At 67.9% G+C, this 15,938-nt stretch carries 16 protein-coding genes; 10 read left to right on the plus strand and 6 right to left on the minus strand.

Going from position 1 to position 15,938, the window contains the following annotated elements; translation table 11 throughout:
* Positions 1-75 precede the first annotated feature (75 nt).
* Together CAL13_RS02625 and CAL13_RS02630 are read left to right on the plus strand one after the other, a co-directional pair.
* A complete protein-coding gene (locus CAL13_RS02625) occupies positions 76-2,664 on the plus strand; it encodes an AsmA family protein (protein ID WP_086071423.1) in 2,589 nt (862 codons plus the stop codon).
* Positions 2,661-3,044 (plus strand): MOSC N-terminal beta barrel domain-containing protein, encoded by a 384-nt coding sequence (locus tag CAL13_RS02630; RefSeq protein WP_086056004.1) that lies wholly within the window; start codon positions 2,661-2,663, stop codon positions 3,042-3,044. Before CAL13_RS02625 ends, CAL13_RS02630 begins: the two co-directional genes overlap by 4 nt.
* Positions 3,045-3,051: 7 nt before the next feature.
* On the opposite strand, the gene CAL13_RS02635 is transcribed toward CAL13_RS02630, so the two are convergent.
* The 4 genes from CAL13_RS02635 to rsmD form a co-directional block, all read right to left on the minus strand.
* Positions 3,052-4,287, minus strand: coding sequence for a benzoate/H(+) symporter BenE family transporter (locus tag CAL13_RS02635; RefSeq protein WP_086071424.1), 1,236 nt, complete (start codon positions 4,285-4,287; stop codon positions 3,052-3,054).
* A gap of 24 nt (positions 4,288-4,311) precedes the next feature.
* A complete protein-coding gene (locus CAL13_RS02640; protein ID WP_086056006.1) occupies positions 4,312-4,563 on the minus strand; it encodes a YfhL family 4Fe-4S dicluster ferredoxin in 252 nt (83 codons plus the stop codon).
* Positions 4,564-4,787: 224 nt separating this feature from the next.
* The gene (gene coaD, locus CAL13_RS02645; protein WP_086056007.1) at positions 4,788-5,291 is read right to left on the minus strand and encodes a pantetheine-phosphate adenylyltransferase; all 504 of its coding nucleotides are present in this window, start codon (positions 5,289-5,291) and stop codon (positions 4,788-4,790) included.
* A 15-nt stretch (positions 5,292-5,306) separates the two neighbouring features.
* The gene (gene rsmD / locus CAL13_RS02650; protein ID WP_086056008.1) at positions 5,307-5,912 is read right to left on the minus strand and encodes a 16S rRNA (guanine(966)-N(2))-methyltransferase RsmD; all 606 of its coding nucleotides are present in this window, start codon (positions 5,910-5,912) and stop codon (positions 5,307-5,309) included.
* 277 nt (positions 5,913-6,189) lie between these two features.
* Here rsmD and ftsY point away from each other — a divergent pair, with 277 nt between their 5' ends.
* Together ftsY and CAL13_RS02660 are read left to right on the plus strand one after the other, a co-directional pair.
* Entirely contained in the window at positions 6,190-7,377 is a 1,188-nt protein-coding gene (gene ftsY / locus CAL13_RS02655) for a signal recognition particle-docking protein FtsY (RefSeq protein WP_198297950.1), read from the plus strand.
* A gap of 250 nt (positions 7,378-7,627) precedes the next feature.
* Positions 7,628-8,137 carry a GNAT family N-acetyltransferase gene (locus CAL13_RS02660; protein WP_086056009.1) on the plus strand — a complete coding sequence of 170 codons (510 nt, stop codon included), beginning with the start codon at positions 7,628-7,630 and terminating at the stop codon, positions 8,135-8,137.
* Positions 8,138-8,165: 28 nt separating this feature from the next.
* Here CAL13_RS02660 and CAL13_RS02665 read toward each other — a convergent pair whose 3' ends face one another.
* Positions 8,166-10,067, minus strand: a complete 1,902-nt coding sequence (locus tag CAL13_RS02665) for a CYTH and CHAD domain-containing protein (RefSeq protein ID WP_086071425.1) — start codon at positions 10,065-10,067, stop codon at positions 8,166-8,168.
* Between the two features lie 376 nt (positions 10,068-10,443).
* Here CAL13_RS02665 and ribBA point away from each other — a divergent pair, with 376 nt between their 5' ends.
* From ribBA to CAL13_RS02695, 6 genes are read left to right on the plus strand one after another with little or no spacing between them, the layout of a single operon-like run.
* The gene (gene ribBA, locus CAL13_RS02670; protein ID WP_086056011.1) at positions 10,444-11,625 is read left to right on the plus strand and encodes a bifunctional 3,4-dihydroxy-2-butanone-4-phosphate synthase/GTP cyclohydrolase II; all 1,182 of its coding nucleotides are present in this window, start codon (positions 10,444-10,446) and stop codon (positions 11,623-11,625) included.
* Between the two features lie 53 nt (positions 11,626-11,678).
* Positions 11,679-12,218, plus strand: a complete 540-nt coding sequence (gene ribH / locus CAL13_RS02675; protein WP_086056012.1) for a 6,7-dimethyl-8-ribityllumazine synthase — start codon at positions 11,679-11,681, stop codon at positions 12,216-12,218.
* Positions 12,202-12,690: a transcription antitermination factor NusB gene (nusB, locus tag CAL13_RS02680; protein ID WP_086056013.1), complete on the plus strand. Its 489-nt coding sequence runs from the start codon at positions 12,202-12,204 to the stop codon at positions 12,688-12,690. Before ribH ends, nusB begins: the two co-directional genes overlap by 17 nt.
* Positions 12,691-12,730: 40 nt before the next feature.
* Positions 12,731-13,696, plus strand: a complete 966-nt coding sequence (gene thiL / locus CAL13_RS02685; RefSeq protein ID WP_086071426.1) for a thiamine-phosphate kinase — start codon at positions 12,731-12,733, stop codon at positions 13,694-13,696.
* Positions 13,693-14,235, plus strand: a complete 543-nt coding sequence (locus tag CAL13_RS02690) for a phosphatidylglycerophosphatase A family protein (protein ID WP_420042410.1) — start codon at positions 13,693-13,695, stop codon at positions 14,233-14,235. The genes thiL and CAL13_RS02690 overlap by 4 nt, the downstream gene beginning before the upstream one ends.
* Positions 14,232-14,771: a CinA family protein gene (locus tag CAL13_RS02695; protein ID WP_086071427.1), complete on the plus strand. Its 540-nt coding sequence runs from the start codon at positions 14,232-14,234 to the stop codon at positions 14,769-14,771. Before CAL13_RS02690 ends, CAL13_RS02695 begins: the two co-directional genes overlap by 4 nt.
* A 141-nt stretch (positions 14,772-14,912) precedes the next feature.
* Here the strand turns inward: CAL13_RS02695 and pyrF are convergent, their stop codons facing one another.
* The gene (pyrF, locus tag CAL13_RS02700; protein ID WP_086071428.1) at positions 14,913-15,734 is read right to left on the minus strand and encodes an orotidine-5'-phosphate decarboxylase; all 822 of its coding nucleotides are present in this window, start codon (positions 15,732-15,734) and stop codon (positions 14,913-14,915) included.
* Between the last annotated feature and the right edge of the window lie 204 nt (positions 15,735-15,938).

The following is a 15,938-nucleotide window of genomic DNA, read 5'->3' on the forward strand; positions in this document are numbered from 1 at the left end:
CGGCACCCTTGCCGCGATCGCGGCCACCGCCTCAGGACATGGCAGGAGTACGACGCTCCGTATCGCGGGACACCCATGAAGACGTGGATCAAGCGCATATCGATAGGCTTGGCGGTGGCGCTCGCCGTCGTCATTGCGGGGCTGATCGTTTTTGTTCTTACGTTCGACCCCAACACCTACAAGGACAGGTTGCAAACCTGGGTACAGCAGCGCTACCACCGCACGCTGACCATCGACGGCGAGATCGAGGCCACGCTCTTTCCCCGGCTGGGCGTGACGCTGCAGGGCGTATCGCTTTCCGAGCCGGACAGCACGGAAACCTTCGCCGCGGTCGATAGCGCTCGCATGGCGGTGGCCATCTGGCCCCTGTTGTCCCGCAACGTGGTCGTCGACCACGCAACGTTCAGCGGGGTGCGGGCGCGTTTGGTGCGCGACAGGCAGGGGCGCCTGAACTTCCAGGATTTGCTGGGCGGACCTGCCGGGGAAAAGCAGGCGCCCGCGCAGCCCGGGCGCGAAACGGAAGGGCGCTCCGGCGCCTTCGGCATCGATATCGCCGGACTGAACATCAACGACGGCGAAATCCAGCTGCGCGACGATGCGACGGGGCAGGCGCTGACGGTGTCGCAACTGAACGCCAAGACCGGCCGCATGCGTGCCTCCGAACCCTTCGACGTGAGCCTGTCCGCCCACGTCGAAGGCGACAAACCTCGCCTGAACGCCGATCTATCGGCCCAGGGCGTCGCCATGCTCGATCCCGATGCCCGCCGCTATGCCGTGCGCAAGCTGGATCTCAAGGCCACGGGTCTGCTGCCGCGCGCCAACGCCCGCAATGTGTCCCTGCGTGGGGATCTCCACTATGACGAGCGGGCGCGTGCGGTCGAGGCCAGCACGCTGGAATTCGTCTTCCAGGGCGACGTCGAAGACGTGCAGGGCGGCACTGCCAGTGTGGACGCCAGTTTGGCGGCCGAGCATCTGCGCGTGGACCCGCAGCAGCAAACCGTGCAGGCCGCGAAGGCCGCGCTGCGGGCCAAGGGCACGCTGCCTAAAGGTCCGTTCGAGTTTGCGGCGGATGCGCCGGCCCTGGATATTTCGCCCGCAGCCGCGACAGGCAGCGGGCTGGCCGCACGATTGCGGCTGTCCGGCAATGAAGGGCTGGACATCCGGCTCGCCCTCAACGACCTTTCGGGCAACAGCGCCAATCTTGCCGTCGCCGACGCCAGGTTGTCGGCCGAATTGAAGCGCGGCGAGCGCAGCTGGATGTTCGATCTGGCTTCGCCGCTTGCCGTCGACACGGCGAAGCGCAGCGCGACGCTGGCGGCCGTGAACGGACAAGCGCTTATTGCCGGACCCGGTTTGCCGGCCGGCGGGCTGCGCATTCCCTACACCGGCGCCGCCGGCGTGGATATGGCCCGTGAGGCGGCCGACCTGAAACTGAATGCCCAGACGGAAGGCGGCAAGCTCGCCGTCACGGCCAGTGCGGCACAGCTGAAGAAGAAGCCGTCGCTGCGCTTCACGTTGGACGCCGACGCGGTGGACCTGGACAAGCTGATTCCGCCCGCACAGGCCGCCGCCAAACCGGCGAAGGATGCGGGCACGCCCCCGCCCGCGGCGGAAAAGCCGCAGGCTCCCGCCACGCAATCGAGCAACGCGGGCGCGGATGCAAACGCAGGCTCGAAGGCCGGCGCAGACAAAACGTCCCACGCCGCCGACGCGCCCGCGAAGGGCGAGGGGGGCGGCGCGCCGAAGGCCGCCCCGGGCAGCGACGCCGATCTGTCCGCGCTGGTCGGCCCCACGGCCCACGGCACGATCAAGGTCGGACGCCTGACCGGCCGCGGCGTGGCGGTGGAGAACTTGTCGGCCACCCTGCAGCTCGCGCAGGGCAGGCTGGAGATCTCGCCGCTGAACGCGGTGCTGTACGGCGGCAAGCTGGCGGGCGGGGCATCGCTGGACGCGGCGCATGGCAATGCCGTCGCCACGCGGTTCACCCTGGATGGCGTTTCGATCGGCCCGCTGCTGACGGCCATCACCAAACGCTCGTCCCTGACCGGGGTGGGCAGCGTCGCGGCAAACCTGACCACGCGCGGCGTGCACGGCGAGACGATGCGGGACAACCTGGGCGGCACGCTGCAACTGCGCTTGCGCGATGGGGCAATCAAGGGCTTCGACGCGGCCGGCGCGTTGCGCGATCTGAAGCAGGCGCTTTTGGGCGGCCGGCAGGACGGTCCCGCCGATGTTCCCGCCGACGCCGGCCGCGAAACCGTCTTCAGCCGCATGGACGCCGATTTCGCGTTGGCCGCTGGCGTCGCCACCATCAAACGGCTGGATGTGGTCTCGCCGGTGCTGCGGGTCAGCCAGGGCGAACCCGCCGTCATCGATTTGCCGAAAGGCCGGATCGATGTGGTCGCCAATGTGAAAATCGCCGATTCCCCGCCGCCCTATGCAGACGTCAAGGAACTGCGCGGAGTGGTGGTGCCGGTGCGCGTGGCAGGCCCTTATGACGCCTTGCGATATCGCGTCGATTGGCGCGCGGTGGCCGGCGGCGCGCTGTCGCAGGCCCTGCAGCGCGCCTTGGGCGGAAAATCCGAAGAGCGTCAGCGTGACGACTCGCGCCAGGACACCATCAGGGACCTGGGCAGAATCTTGAAGGGGATAACAGGAAAATGAGCGCCATTTACCATCCGGTTGCGCAGTGCGGCGGCCTGGACGATCCGCGTGCGGCGGACTACGACCGCCGCTGGCTGCTGGTCAATTCGGGCGGCCAGTGGGTCACGCGCCAGGCGTGTCCGGCCATCGCGGATATCGCGGTGGAATTGCGTTTTGGCTATCTGGTGCTGCGCGCGCCGGGCATGCTGCGCATCGACGTCCCGCTGGATGTGATCGAAGACGACGACAGCGTGCGCACCGCCGTGCTCGTGGGCGAGCAGGCCGTTGACGTGGTGGATGAAGGCGAATTGGCGGCGGCCTGGGTATCGAACTACACCGGGATCCCGTGCCGGCTGATGAAAGTGCATCCGGACATGGGCCCGGTGCATTGGCCTGAATAACCGGCCTTCAGCGCGCGCGCCGCGCCGTCATGATCGCGTGCGCGATCAGGCCAGCGGCCAGCCCCCAGAAGGCGGATCCCACGCCCAGGAAGGACATGCCCGACGCCGTGGCGAGCAGGGTGATCAGGGCCGCTTCGCGGCCTTCTTCGTCCCGCATCGCGGCCGCCATGCCGCCCATGATGGGCGCCAGCAAGGCCAATCCCGCCAATGCCGCGATGAGCGCGGGCGGCAGGGCCTGGAAAAACACGGCCACGGCGCCCGCGGCAGCGCCAAGCATCACGTACAGCACGCCATAGGTGACCGCAGCCACGTAGCGCCGGCTCGGATCGGGATGGGATTCCTTGCCGGCGCAGACGGCCGCGATGATCGCGGCCAGCGTGACGCTATGTGCGCCGAAGGGCGCCGCGATCAGCCCCACGCCGCCGCTGACTGCGATGATGCGCGATGCCGGCACGTCGCCGTAACCCGCCGCTTGCAGCACGGCCAGGCCGGGCAGGTTCTGCGACGCCATGCCGACCACGAACAGCGGGATCGCCAGACTGACGATGCCGCGCCAGGTGAGGACGGGCGTGGTCCAAACGAATTCGGTAAGGCGCCAATCCGCGCTGTCGAAACGCAGCAACCCCTGGGTTGCCGCAACGGCCAGGCCCATGGCGAGCACTGCCAGGATCGCGTAGCGCGCGGCGTAGCGCTTGAAAAGCAGATAAGTCAGCGCCATCGGCAGCACCAGCACCGCATGCTTGCTCATCGCCGAGAAAACGCCGATGCCGAAATTCAGCAGCACGCCGGCCAGCATGGCGGAGGCGATCTGCGGCGGTATGCGGCGCGCGATCGGGTCGATCCACCCCAACATGCCGCACACGAGCGCGAGCGCCGCGGCCACCGCGAATGCGCCGACCGCTTCGCCAAAGGGGATGCCGGGCAGGGCGGTGATCAGCAGGGCCGCCCCTGGGGTCGACCATGCCAGCACGATGGGCAGCCGCGTGCGCAGGCTCAGGTAGACACCGCCCAATCCCAGCGCAAGGCAAATCGCGCCAAGCCAGGAGCCGATCCGCGCCGCGTCCAGTCCGGCCGCATGCCCGGCCTGCACCATCAGCACAGCGGTGCCGCCGAAGCTGACCAGCACCGCCACCACGCCGGCGACCACGGCGGACAATGAGGTATCGCCGCGCAGCGTCAAGCCGCCGCTGGCGGCGCGATGGCCGGCTGTCGTGGCGTCGGTATTCGTGGAGGGGTCTGGCATGGGCGGAGGGAGTCGTCCGGCGCCTCAGGCGCGCCCGGTCAGCCTGCGGTACTTGGCCATCAACTGTTCCTGCCCTTCATGCCATTGCGGATGGATTTCGATGCATTCCACCGGGCAAACCACCTTGCACTGCGGCTCGTCGTAATGGCCCACGCATTCCGTGCATTTGTCAGGGTCGATGACGTAGTAGTCCTCGCCCATCGAAATCGCTTCGTTGGGACACTGCGGCTCGCAAACGTCGCAGTTGATGCATTCTTCGGTGATCTTCAGGGCCATGGAGGACAGCGGCGGGACGCCGGTCGGGCTTGCGCAACAGACGCGCGAACCCGGCCATTGTAATCCCGCCGTTCAATGCCGGCCGCCATTACCCGATGCGCTATGAAGGTCGCGTGCAACCGCTGCCACCCGATCCGGGACGCCGCGGATCCGGCTCCGCCGGTCCGCCAGCGTCGCCCCCTCGAGGGGGAAGCGCGCAGCGCTTCGGGGGTGGGCTCTCCCTCTCAGCGCGGCCAGCTCTGTTCGCGATGCTGGCGGGCTTTCTCGTGGAGCCAGCGTTCCACCGAGGGGAATACGAATTTGCTGACGTCGCCGCCCAGTTGAGCGATCTCCCGCACGATGGTGCCCGAGATGAACTGGTACTGGTCGGACGGCGTCATGAACAGTGTCTCGACGTCCGGCAGCAGATGCCGGTTCATGCCGGCCATCTGGAATTCGTATTCGAAGTCCGATACCGCGCGCAAGCCCCGTACGATGACGCGCCCGTTCTGCTCTCGCACGAAGTCCTTCAGCAGGCCGCCGAAGCTTTCGACGCGGACGTTGGGGTAATGGCCCAGGACTTCGCGTGCGATGGCGACGCGTTCGTCGATAGTGAAGAAGGGCTTTTTGTTCCGGCTGTGCGCCACGCCGACCACCACTTCATCGAAAAGCGCCGCGGCACGGCGCACCAGGTCTTCGTGGCCGCGCGTCAACGGGTCGAATGTGCCCGGGTAAACAGCGATGATCATGCGCCCTCCCTTGATTTATAGGTGTGTCACCTCTCCGAACCGGGGATTATTGATCGTTTTCTGCATCGCAGCAAACCGCAGTAGCGCATAGTGGACAGCGCCTGCGCGATCCTTGCGCAGTATTTCGAATTGTTCCGCCGGTTCGAGTTCGGATTCGCTTTCAGCGTAGATCAAAGCGTCCTCGTTCAGGATGCCCGGCAGCAGTGGCCAGAGGCGGGGCAGCCAGCCCTGACCGAATGGCGGGTCGAGCAGCACCAGGTCGTAGCGCGACGCGTCCATGCGGCGCAGCGTTTCCAGCGCGTCTCCGGCATGGATGCGCACCTGGGTGGCGCCCAGCTTGTCGCGCAGGGCGCGCAGCGCCGCCAGCGCCTGCCTGTCGCGTTCGACCATTTGCACATGCGCCACGCCGCGGGAAGCGGCCTCGAATCCCAGGGCGCCGCTGCCGGCGAACAGGTCCAGCACCGACTTGCCGCCGAACTCGCCCCCCCACAAATGGCTGAGCCAGTTGTAGAGCGTTTCGCGGACCCGGTCGGGCGTGGGCCGCAGGCCGGGCGCATCGACCACGGCGATGGGTGTACGCCGGTATTGGCCGCCAACGATGCGAATATACTTGTTCGTCATGCTGAATTTCTTCAAGAAAAGATTCCGTTCATCCACCGCCGAACCCGCTCAGGCTCCTGCGCCTGACGAGGCGTCGGCGCGCGCGGATGACGATTCCGGCCCCTCGGCCGATGTCCCCGCCGCGCCGCCGGCGACGGCCGATCAACCCACGCCTGCCGAACCGGCGCCCGCGCGCGAATCCGAGGCGGTGTCCGCGCCCGCCGCTCCGTCCACGGCCGCCGCTGATTCCGCGGCGCCCTCGGCGACCCAGTATGCACCCGAGCGCGCGGGCGCGCCGATGAACCCGCCTGCCTTGGCTCCTGCGGCGGCGCCCGACGCCTCGCCAGCGCCGGGGCCCGCGACGCAGGCCGCGCCGGACGCATCGGCGCCATCGGCGCCCCCCGCCGCCGAGCCTGCGCAGGCGCCGTGGCCTGCTGCCCGGCCCGAGCCGGTGGACCTGGCGGCCGCCGCCACCCGGGTGCCGGGTGAACCGGTCTTGCCCACGCCGCCGGAACCCGCAGCCGATGCCGCACCCGCAGGCCCCGCGCCCGAGGCGGAGCCCGCAACCGGCAAGCGTTCGTGGCTGCAAAGACTCAAGCAAGGCCTGTCGCGCACCGGCCAGAGCCTTGGCGGCCTGTTCGTGGGCGTCAAGGTCGACGAGAACCTGTTCGAGGAACTCGAAACGGCGCTCATTATGGCCGATGCCGGCATGGAGGCCACCGAGTCCCTGCTGACGGCGCTGCGCGCGCGCGTCAAGAAGGAACGCATAGAGGATGCGGGCAAGGTGCGCGAAGCGCTGCGGCAGATCCTGGCCGATCATCTTCGGCCCCTGGAGCGCCGCTTCGACGTGCACCGCGCCAAGCCCCTGGTGATCATGATCGCGGGCGTCAACGGCGCCGGCAAAACCACGTCCATCGGCAAGCTCGCCAATACCTTCCAGCGGCAAGGCGCCAGCGTTCTGCTCGCCGCCGGCGACACCTTCCGCGCAGCGGCGCGCCAGCAACTGATGGAATGGGGCGCGCGGAACAACGTTACGGTGATTGCGCAGGAAGGCGGCGACCCGGCTGCCGTGGCTTTCGATGCGGTCAATGCCGGCCGGGCGCGGGGCACGGGTGTGGTCATGGTGGATACGGCCGGACGCCTGCCGACCCAGCTTCATCTCATGGAAGAGCTGAAGAAGATCCGGCGCGTCATCGGGAAGGCAGACCCGGCGGCCCCGCATGAAGTCCTGCTGGTCGTGGACGGCAACACCGGGCAGAACGTGCTGGCCCAGATCCGCGCTTTCGATGCGGCGATCAACCTGACGGGCCTGGTGGTCACCAAGCTCGACGGCACGGCGAAGGGCGGCACGCTGGCCGCCGTGGCGGCCGGCACGCAAGGCGTGCGGCCCGTGCCGGTGTACTGGATCGGCGTCGGCGAAGGGCTGGAAGATTTGCAGCCCTTCGTGGCCGACGAGTTCGCCGCCGCGCTGCTGGGTATGGGGTAGGTCCACCCCGAAGCGCTGGCCGACCGGGAGGGGAGGCCCACCCCCGAAGCGCTCCGCGCTTCCCCCTCAAGGGGGCGACGCTGGCGGACCGGGAGGGAAAGGCCCACCCCCGAAGCGCTGACGCGCTTCCCCCTCAAGGGGGCGACGCTGGCGGACCGGCAAAGCCGGATCCGCGCGTCCCGGATCGGGGCGCAACCCCGTTTTGCCTTGTTTCGGTGCAGGATCACGCCCCTGGCGATGAGCGCTGATTATGAATTCCGTCCGCTTGAACCGTGTGGTGCGCGGCGATGCCGCGGAGCTGATTGCCGCGAATGCGGCGAGCCGCGGGTATCACCTGCCTTGGGTGCGTCCGTTTACCGATATGGCGGGGTTCGATAGCTGGTTCCAGCGCAGCCTGACGGGACCGAACGTCAGTCTGGTGGCGCGGGAAGCGGCGTCCAGCCGGATCGTGGGCGTGATCAATTTGAACGAGATCGTCGGGGGCGGCTTCCAGAGCGCGTATCTGGGGTACTACGGGATGGTGGAATTCCGCCGCAAGGGCCTGATGACGCAGGCCCTGCGCGAGGCAATCCGCTTCGCTTTCGTGGACCTGGGCCTGCACCGGCTGGAGGCCAATATCCAGCCGGCCAACGCCGCTTCACTGGCGCTGGTCAAGCGGCTCGGCTTCCAGAAAGAAGGGTTTTCGCCGCAATACCTGTTCATCGAGGGCGCATGGCGCGACCATGAACGGTGGGCCTTGCGCGCCGATATGCCGTATTGACGGCGAGGCTGCGCCGCCGTCGCAGCCGCTATTTCCAGAACTTCTTCGCCTGGCCGAGTTTGGCGAACGCATGCTCGGCTTCCGCGATCAGCTTTTCCTGGCGGGCGCTGATCCATCCCAACGCGAACCATGCCTGCGGATGACGGCTGCTCCATTGGCGATACAAGTCGTGCGCCACGGCCAGGTCGTTGATTTCACCCAGTACGTCCTGCACCGCCGCCAGCCGCCGGCGATAGTCGCGCGTTTTGTGTGGCGGCAGCAGCGATTCCGCGAAGCTCAGCCCATAACGCAGCCGCTTGGCGCGCTTTCGCAGGTCATGGCGCGATGGGATGTCCAACTCGGCGAAGCGCCGGCCTTCGCGCAATACGTGGGCGTGCCACTTCCGCAGGCGACGGGCCAGGAGCATGGCCACCGTGCGGGGCGCGCGCGGCGGCTGCAGCGGGATGATGGTCGGCTGAATGGCGCCGGAGGCGGCCATGCTTGCGTCCCGCGAGGCCCCATCGGCGCCGTTTGATGCCTTCGTGGTGTGCGCCGCCCACGCGCCCCGGGGGCCGTTGGCGCCGCTCTGGCCGTTCCCGTTTGCCGGCGCGGCGCTGTCGCCGTTCTTGCCAGATGCGTCATCGCCGCCGGTCGCGGCAGCGGTTTCGCACATCGAAGACGTGCCGGCAAGCGCCGCTTCCGGCGTCCCGATGGACAACGGCTCCCCGCCATCATCGCGATGGCCTCGGACGGGGACGACGACGTGGCCCGCCGCGGGCCGTGCCGATGCGGCGATGGAGGCGCTGGCGGCGTCGATCGGCGGCCGGGCGGTTTCGTCGGCGGGCCCGACGTCCAGGCTCCATTCCAGCGCGCGCAGCAGCCAGCCCTGGAAAGCGGCGCCCGATGCGGTTTCGCGCGCGGCAACGGGCGGGGCTTCCTCGTCGGGCATGTCGAAGGTCGGCATGCCGGCCTTTTCCAGCGCGGGGATGATGGATTCCTTCAATACATCCTGGTCGCGGTTGGCGCCGAAGGCGCTGAAATAGTCGCGCACCTCCGCCTGAATGTCGGCGGGCGGCAACTGCGCCCAACCCCGAAACAGGCGCCATGCCGAGCGCAGCCGGCGTATCCCCACGCGCAGTTGATGCACGTGTTCGGGCTGGCCCGCGCCGTAGACGTCCAGCGTATCGACTTCGGCGAGCATGGCGGCATTGCGGGCGATCTGGTCCAGGCACTCGGCTGCGACGGCGGCCAGACCCTGCGGCGCCGTCATCTCGGGTGTGAGCCGTATCGGCCTGGCGGGGCGCGGGCCCCAGAACTGCGCGATGGCGGCTGACCGCGATGCTTCGGTCAGGCCAGGCTGGGCCAGGGTCTGGGACAGTCGCGCCAGCGCGTCTCCGCGTTCGGATTTGCTGCGCGGGTCCAGCACCAGGCCGTATCGCGCCAACCAGTTCCGGGCCACGCCGAAGATCGCTGCCGCGCGGCCCGAGACGAGCTCGAACTCAACTTCTCGGATCGGCAGTTCCAGGTCGCCGGCGCGCAATACGCCGACGTCGTAGGCAATCTCCACTGTGCCCTGCCGAGTGCGGGTCTTGCGCACCAGCCGCGTGACGTCGGTTTCGTAGCGCAGGCCAAGCGGGCCCTTCAGATCCGCCAGCGCTTCGTGCACTTCCGTGCCGGCGTAGACGGACAGGTCCAGAATGGGGCCCGGTCGCGCATGGTTCATCTCGACGCGCGTAATGGCGTTGGAACCGGGGGTTTTCAGCGTCTGCACCCAGTTGCGACCTTCGCGGCGCAGGCGGATCGCGATGCGGGCGCGCGCGAGTTCGCGATCCGGCGTGTCGAAGTACATGGCGTGCAAGGGCAGCCGTTCCGCGCCGGCCTGCCTGAGTTCGCGCTCCACGCCGGCGCGCGACGCCTCGGGCACGTGCAGCTTGAGTTCCTGTTCCGACATGGCATTCCGCAAAAATCAAAGCCGCGATGTTACCCAGGGGCAGGGGCGAGATTGATGACGTGTAATAAAACTGAAAGAGGAGGAAGGCCCACCCCCGAAGCGCTTAGGCGCTTCCCCCTCAAGGGGGCGCGCCTGCGGACCGGCGGAGCCGGATCCCCGGCGCCCCGATTGTGGGGCGTCTGTTGCTGGCGATGGTGTTGCCGCTGGGCGAGTATGGCGTGCCTTTCGGACAGGGCGGGGTTATGGCTTTGGACTGGTGGCAGCGGTAAAGATTCTTGCGGCGGTGCCGGTCCGGCGGGGCGATACGCAATCCGCGGGTGTGCTTGCCGGCTGGGCGCTAAAATGTCCTGCTTTTTTCCCCTCCGCATATCCCGCCATGTCCGCCCACCCGTCCCCCGTTGCCCTCGCGCCCGACGCCGAGTCGTTCGGCATCTCGCCGGTTACCGAGATCATTGCCGAATTGCGCGCGGGACGCATCGTTATCCTGGTGGACGAGGAAGATCGGGAAAACGAGGGCGATCTGGTGATGGCGGCGGAGTTCGTGACGCCGGAAGCCATCAATTTCATGGTTACGCATGGCCGCGGCCTGGTGTGCCTGACCCTGACGGAGGAGCGCTGCCGGCAGCTCGATCTGCCGCTGATGGCCTCCCGTAACGGGACGCGCTTTGGCACAAATTTCACTGTCTCGATCGAAGCGGCGGAAGGCGTGGAGACCGGGATTTCGGCGGCGGACCGCGCGCGGACGATCCGCGCCGCCGTCGCGCGCGACGCCAAGCCCAGCGACCTCGTGCAGCCGGGCCACATCTTTCCCGTGCGGGCAGTGCCTGGCGGCGTGCTCGTGCGCGCCGGCCATACCGAGGCCGGCTGCGATCTGACCGCGATGGCAGGTCTGACGCCCGCGGCCGTGATCTGCGAAATCCTGAAACCGGATGGCACCATGGCGCGGCTGCCCGACCTGGTCGAGTTCGCAAAGGTCCATGGCTTGAAGATCGGGACCATCGCGGACCTGATCCAATACCGCAGCGAACACGAGTCCATCGTGCAGCGCCTGGGCGCGCGCGCCATGCGGACGCCGTGGGGCGAATTCCAGGCGGTGGCCTACCGCGACACCGCCACCCAGTCCATCCATCTGGCGCTGGTCCACGGGGCGATCGATCCCCAGCGCGAAACGCTGGTCCGGGTGCATGAGCCGGCGTCGGTGCTGGATGTGCTCGATATCGGCGCCAGCCAGCACAGCTGGGGCGTGGCGCAGGCGCTGCAGGCGATCGCCGCCGCGCCTGCCGGCGTGCTGGTGCTGATGAATTGCCAGGGCGAGGGCGAGCATCTGGCATCGCAGATCGCGGCATGGACGGCGCCGGCGGACGACGCGCGCGGCGCCACGCAATCCGGCGACCGCCTGGGCCTGCGCACCTATGGCATCGGCGCGCAGATTCTGCGCGACCTCAACGTTGGGCAGATGAAGCTGCTGGCCCGCCCGCGCAAGATGCCCAGCATGGCCGGCTTTTCGCTTTCCATTACAGGTTACGATTGCGACCCCCCGGCGTCCCCGGTACGCTAGCGCCAAGAGGCCTAGGATCCGAGACGTTCCCGCAACCCATAAGGCAGTCATCGATGAATCCCTACACCTTAACCCCCGACTTGAACGGCGAGGGCCTGCATATCGGCATCGTCCGCGCGCGCTTCAACGAGGAGATCGGCCAGGCCGAACTGGACGCCTGCCTCCAGGAACTGGAAAAGCTTGGCGTCGACGAACGGGACGTCATGGTGGTCACCGTGCCCGGCGCGCTCGAATTGGGCGTGACGCTGGCGCGCATGGCCGAAACCTATGAGTTCGACGCGCTGATCGCGCTCGGCGCGGTGATCCGCGGCGAAACCTACCATTTCGAGATCGTCAGCAACGAAATGGCCGCGGCGATCACGCGCATTACCGTGGAAACCGGCATTCCCATCGCCAATGGCGTGCTGACCACCGATACCGACGAGCAGGCCGAAGCCCGCGCCCCCGGAAAGGGCCGCGATTGCGCGCAGGTCGCCGTCGAAATGGCCAACCTGATCGCCGCCCTCGAACCCGAACCCGACGATGAAGACGAGGAAGAGGACGAGGACGACGAAGATTACGAAGACGAAGAAGACGATGACGACCGCCGCTGATCACGCCGCGCAGACGCGCGCCAATGCCCGCAGCGCTCGCCGCCGCGCGCGCGAGTTCGCCCTGCAGGGCGTGTACGCGTGGCTGCTGCGGGGTGGCGAAGGCACGCAGGACGCAGGTGAAATCGACGCCCACCTGCGCGACGCCGACGACTTCTCCGAGGCCGATGCGCAGTGGTTCAAGACGCTGCTGCACGGGGTGCTGCGCGAGGCGCCGCAGCTGCGCGAACAGTTCACCCCCTTCATCGACCGCCCCCTGAACGAACTGTCGCCTGTGGAGCACGGCATCCTGCTGATCGGCAGCTACGAGCTGATGCATCACGTCGAAGTGCCGTACAAGGTCGCCATCAACGAGGCCGTCGAACTGGCCAAATCCTTCGGCGGCACCGACGGCTTCAAGTTCGTCAACGGGGTCCTGGACAAGCTGGCGGCGGTGGTGCGGGAACAGGAAGTTCGCGCGGCCGCGCGCCGTTGATGCCGATGCCCGCCCGGGCGGCCGCTGTGCAGGAGCGCGCGTGGCTTCCGAATTCGACCTGATCGATCGTTATTTCAAGCGCCGCACGCCCGATGGCATGTTGGGTGTCGGCGACGATTGCGCGCTGTTCGGCGTGCCGGCCGGCATGAAGGTGGCCACCAGCACCGATCTGCTGATCGAAGGCCGCCACTTCTTTCCCGATGTCGATCCGCGTGCCCTAGGGCATAAATCGCTGGCGGTCAATGTATCCGACCTGGCCGCCATGGGCGCCCGTCCCATCGGCTGCCTGCTCGGACTCGCCTTGCCGCAGCCTCGCGAAGACTGGCTGTCCGCCTTTGCCGAAGGGTTTCATGGCATGGCCGATGCGGCCGGTTGTCCGCTGATCGGCGGCGACACCACGGGCAACCCGGGCGCCCTGGCCATCAGCGTGACCGTGTTCGGCGCGGTGCGTGCGGAAGCGGCCTTGCGGCGCGATGCGGCTCGCGTGGGTGACGATATCTGGGTGTCCGGCACGCTCGGCGAGGCGGACATCGCCTATCGCCTGATGAGCGGGCAGATGCCCCCGGATGACGGTTTGCTTGCCTGCGTGCGGCAAGCCCTGGAATGGCCGCAACCCCGCTTCGCATTGGGGCAGGCGCTGGCTGGCATCGCGCACGCCGCCATCGACATCTCCGATGGCCTGTTGCAGGACCTGGGCCATATTCTGAAGGCCAGCAGGGTCGGCGCGCGCCTGCGCATGGCCGACATGCCCGTCTCCCCCGCGTTGGCCGGCGTGCCGGCCGCGCGTCTGAGGCATGCCGTTTTGGCCGGCGGCGATGCGTACGAGCTGTGCTTCACAGCGCCCGGCGACCGCGCGGATGCCGTGCGCGCCGCGGCGGCCCGCGCCGGCGTGGCGGTCACCCGCATCGGATCGGTCGAGGCCGGAACCGGCGTCACCGTGCTCGATGCGCAAGGCATTCCGATGACTGACCTGCCCGCCGGCTTCGACCATTTCCGCTCCCCATGAACCACACACCGCCCAACTCCGAATCGATTTCCATGCGCGACAGGTCGCGCGTCGCCTATCCGGCTTTTTCCTGGATTTGCGGCTCGGCCAACCGCTTCATCGCCTTCGGACTGGGATCGGGCTTGTTACGGCCGGCATCGGGCACCTGGGGCACCTTGCTGGCCTGGCTGCTGTGGCTGCCGGCGGCGCGCTGGCTGAGCGATCCGGCGCTGGGCCTGCTTATTGCTCTGTCGCTGGCCTACGGCTGCTGGGCTTGCCATCGGGTGGGCCGGGAATTGGGCCAGCCCGATCATGTCGGGATGGTCTGGGACGAAATGGCCGCGTTCTGGCTCGTGTTGTGGTTGACGCCAAACGGGTGGCTGGCGCAAGCATGTGCTTTCGTCCTTTTCCGGGCCTTCGACATCGGCAAGCCGCCGCCTATCCGATACTTTGACGCGCGCATGAAGAACGGTATCGGCGTGATGTGGGATGATCTGCTGGCGGCGGCCTATACGCTGCTGGTGATGGCAATCGCGGTGCGTATGGGAGCGTTTCGATGACGAGTTTCGATAGTCACGTGTTGAGCCTCGCTTCGGCGCTGGGTAAGGAATTGTCCCGGCGCGGCTGGATGATGGGGACGGCGGAATCCTGCACGGGCGGCCTGGTGGCCGGGGCGGTCACCGCCATCGCGGGCTCGAGCGGTTGGTTTGACCGCGGCTTTGTCACCTACAGCAACGAAGCGAAGGCCGTGGACCTGCAGGTGTCTCCCGATACGCTCAATCTGTACGGCGCGGTCAGCGAACCCGTGGCCCAGGAAATGGCCAGCGGCGTCCTGCTGGCATCCACCACCGCGCGCGTGGCGGTATCGACTACGGGCATCGCAGGCCCGGAAGGCGGCACGCCCGGCAAGCCGGTCGGCATGGTTTGTTTCGGTTTCGCGATCCGCGCCGGCGACGGCATCACGACCCGCGCGGCGACCCAGGTCTTCCAGGGCGACCGCACCCAGGTGCGCGAACACGCCGTGGCCTTCGCACTCCTGGGCCTGCTTGAAACCATCGGCGCAAAATTGGAACAGCCGGCCCCCACACTCGCCTGAAGCGGTAATCGAAGCCAGTGCCCTCGAGGAGGAAGCGCGGTAGCGCTGCGGGGGTGGACCGCCGCGGGGATCCGGCTTTGCCGGTCGCCGCGTCGCCCCCTAGAGGGGGAAGCGCGGTAGCGCTGCGGGGGTGGGACCGTATCACGCTCTCACGGCGTTGATCTCGTCGCGCAGACGCTTCGCGGCCTGCGCGGCGGCTTCTCGCCAGTCGTCGCCGTTCGATGCGTAAAGAATTGCGCGCGACGAATTTATCAGGATTCCCGTGCCTTGCGCGTTGCGTGCATTGTTCACCGTAGCGTTCACATCGCCGCCTTGCGCGCCGATGCCGGGCACCAGCAGCGGGACGTCGTCGCCCACCCGTGCGCGGACCGCGGCGAGTTCGGCCGGGTAGGTCGCGCCGACTACCAGGCCGCACTGGCCGTGAGCGTTCCACTTGTCCGCCACCAGCCCGGCGACGTGCAGGTAAAGCGGATCGCCGCCTTCCGTTTTCAGGAATTGCAGATCGGACCCGCCGGGGTTGGACGTGCGGCAAAGCACGAAGACCCCGCGGTCGCGCCAGCGCAGGTACGGCTCCACCGAATCCAGTCCCATATACGGACTCACTGTGACGCAATCGGCCCGGTAGCGTTCGAACGCCTCGCGGGCGTATTGCTCGGCGGTGGAGCCGATGTCGCCCCGCTTGGCGTCCAGGACGATGGGCAGACCGGGGTGCCGCTCGCGGATGTGCGCGCACAGCGCTTCCAATTGATCTTCCGCGCGGTTGGCCGCGAAATAGGCAATCTGGGGCTTGAAGCTGCAGGCGAAGGGCGCCGTCGCATCGACGATATCGCGGCAGAAACGCAAGATGGCGTCCGGCTGGCCCGCCAGCTCGCGCGGCAGGCGGTTGACGTCCGGGTCCAGGCCCACTGTCAGCAGCGAGCCGGAAACCTGCCACGCGCGATCGAGTTTTTCCTTGAAATTCATTGTCCGTAATCCATTACGCAGCCCCCTTCCGCATCACACCACCGATCCCGACCGCGCGGATCGGACTCCGCCGGGCCGCCGCCTCGCCCCTTAAGGTGCGCAGCGCGCCAGCGCTTCGGGGGTGGGCACCCCCACCGCTCCCTAGAAGCACGCCCCATCGGGGCGCCGGGGATCCGGCTCCGCCGGTCCGCAGGCGCGCCCCCT

Source organism: Bordetella genomosp. 9, from assembly GCF_002119725.1.
Lineage (GTDB): Bacteria > Pseudomonadota > Gammaproteobacteria > Burkholderiales > Burkholderiaceae_B > Bordetella_C.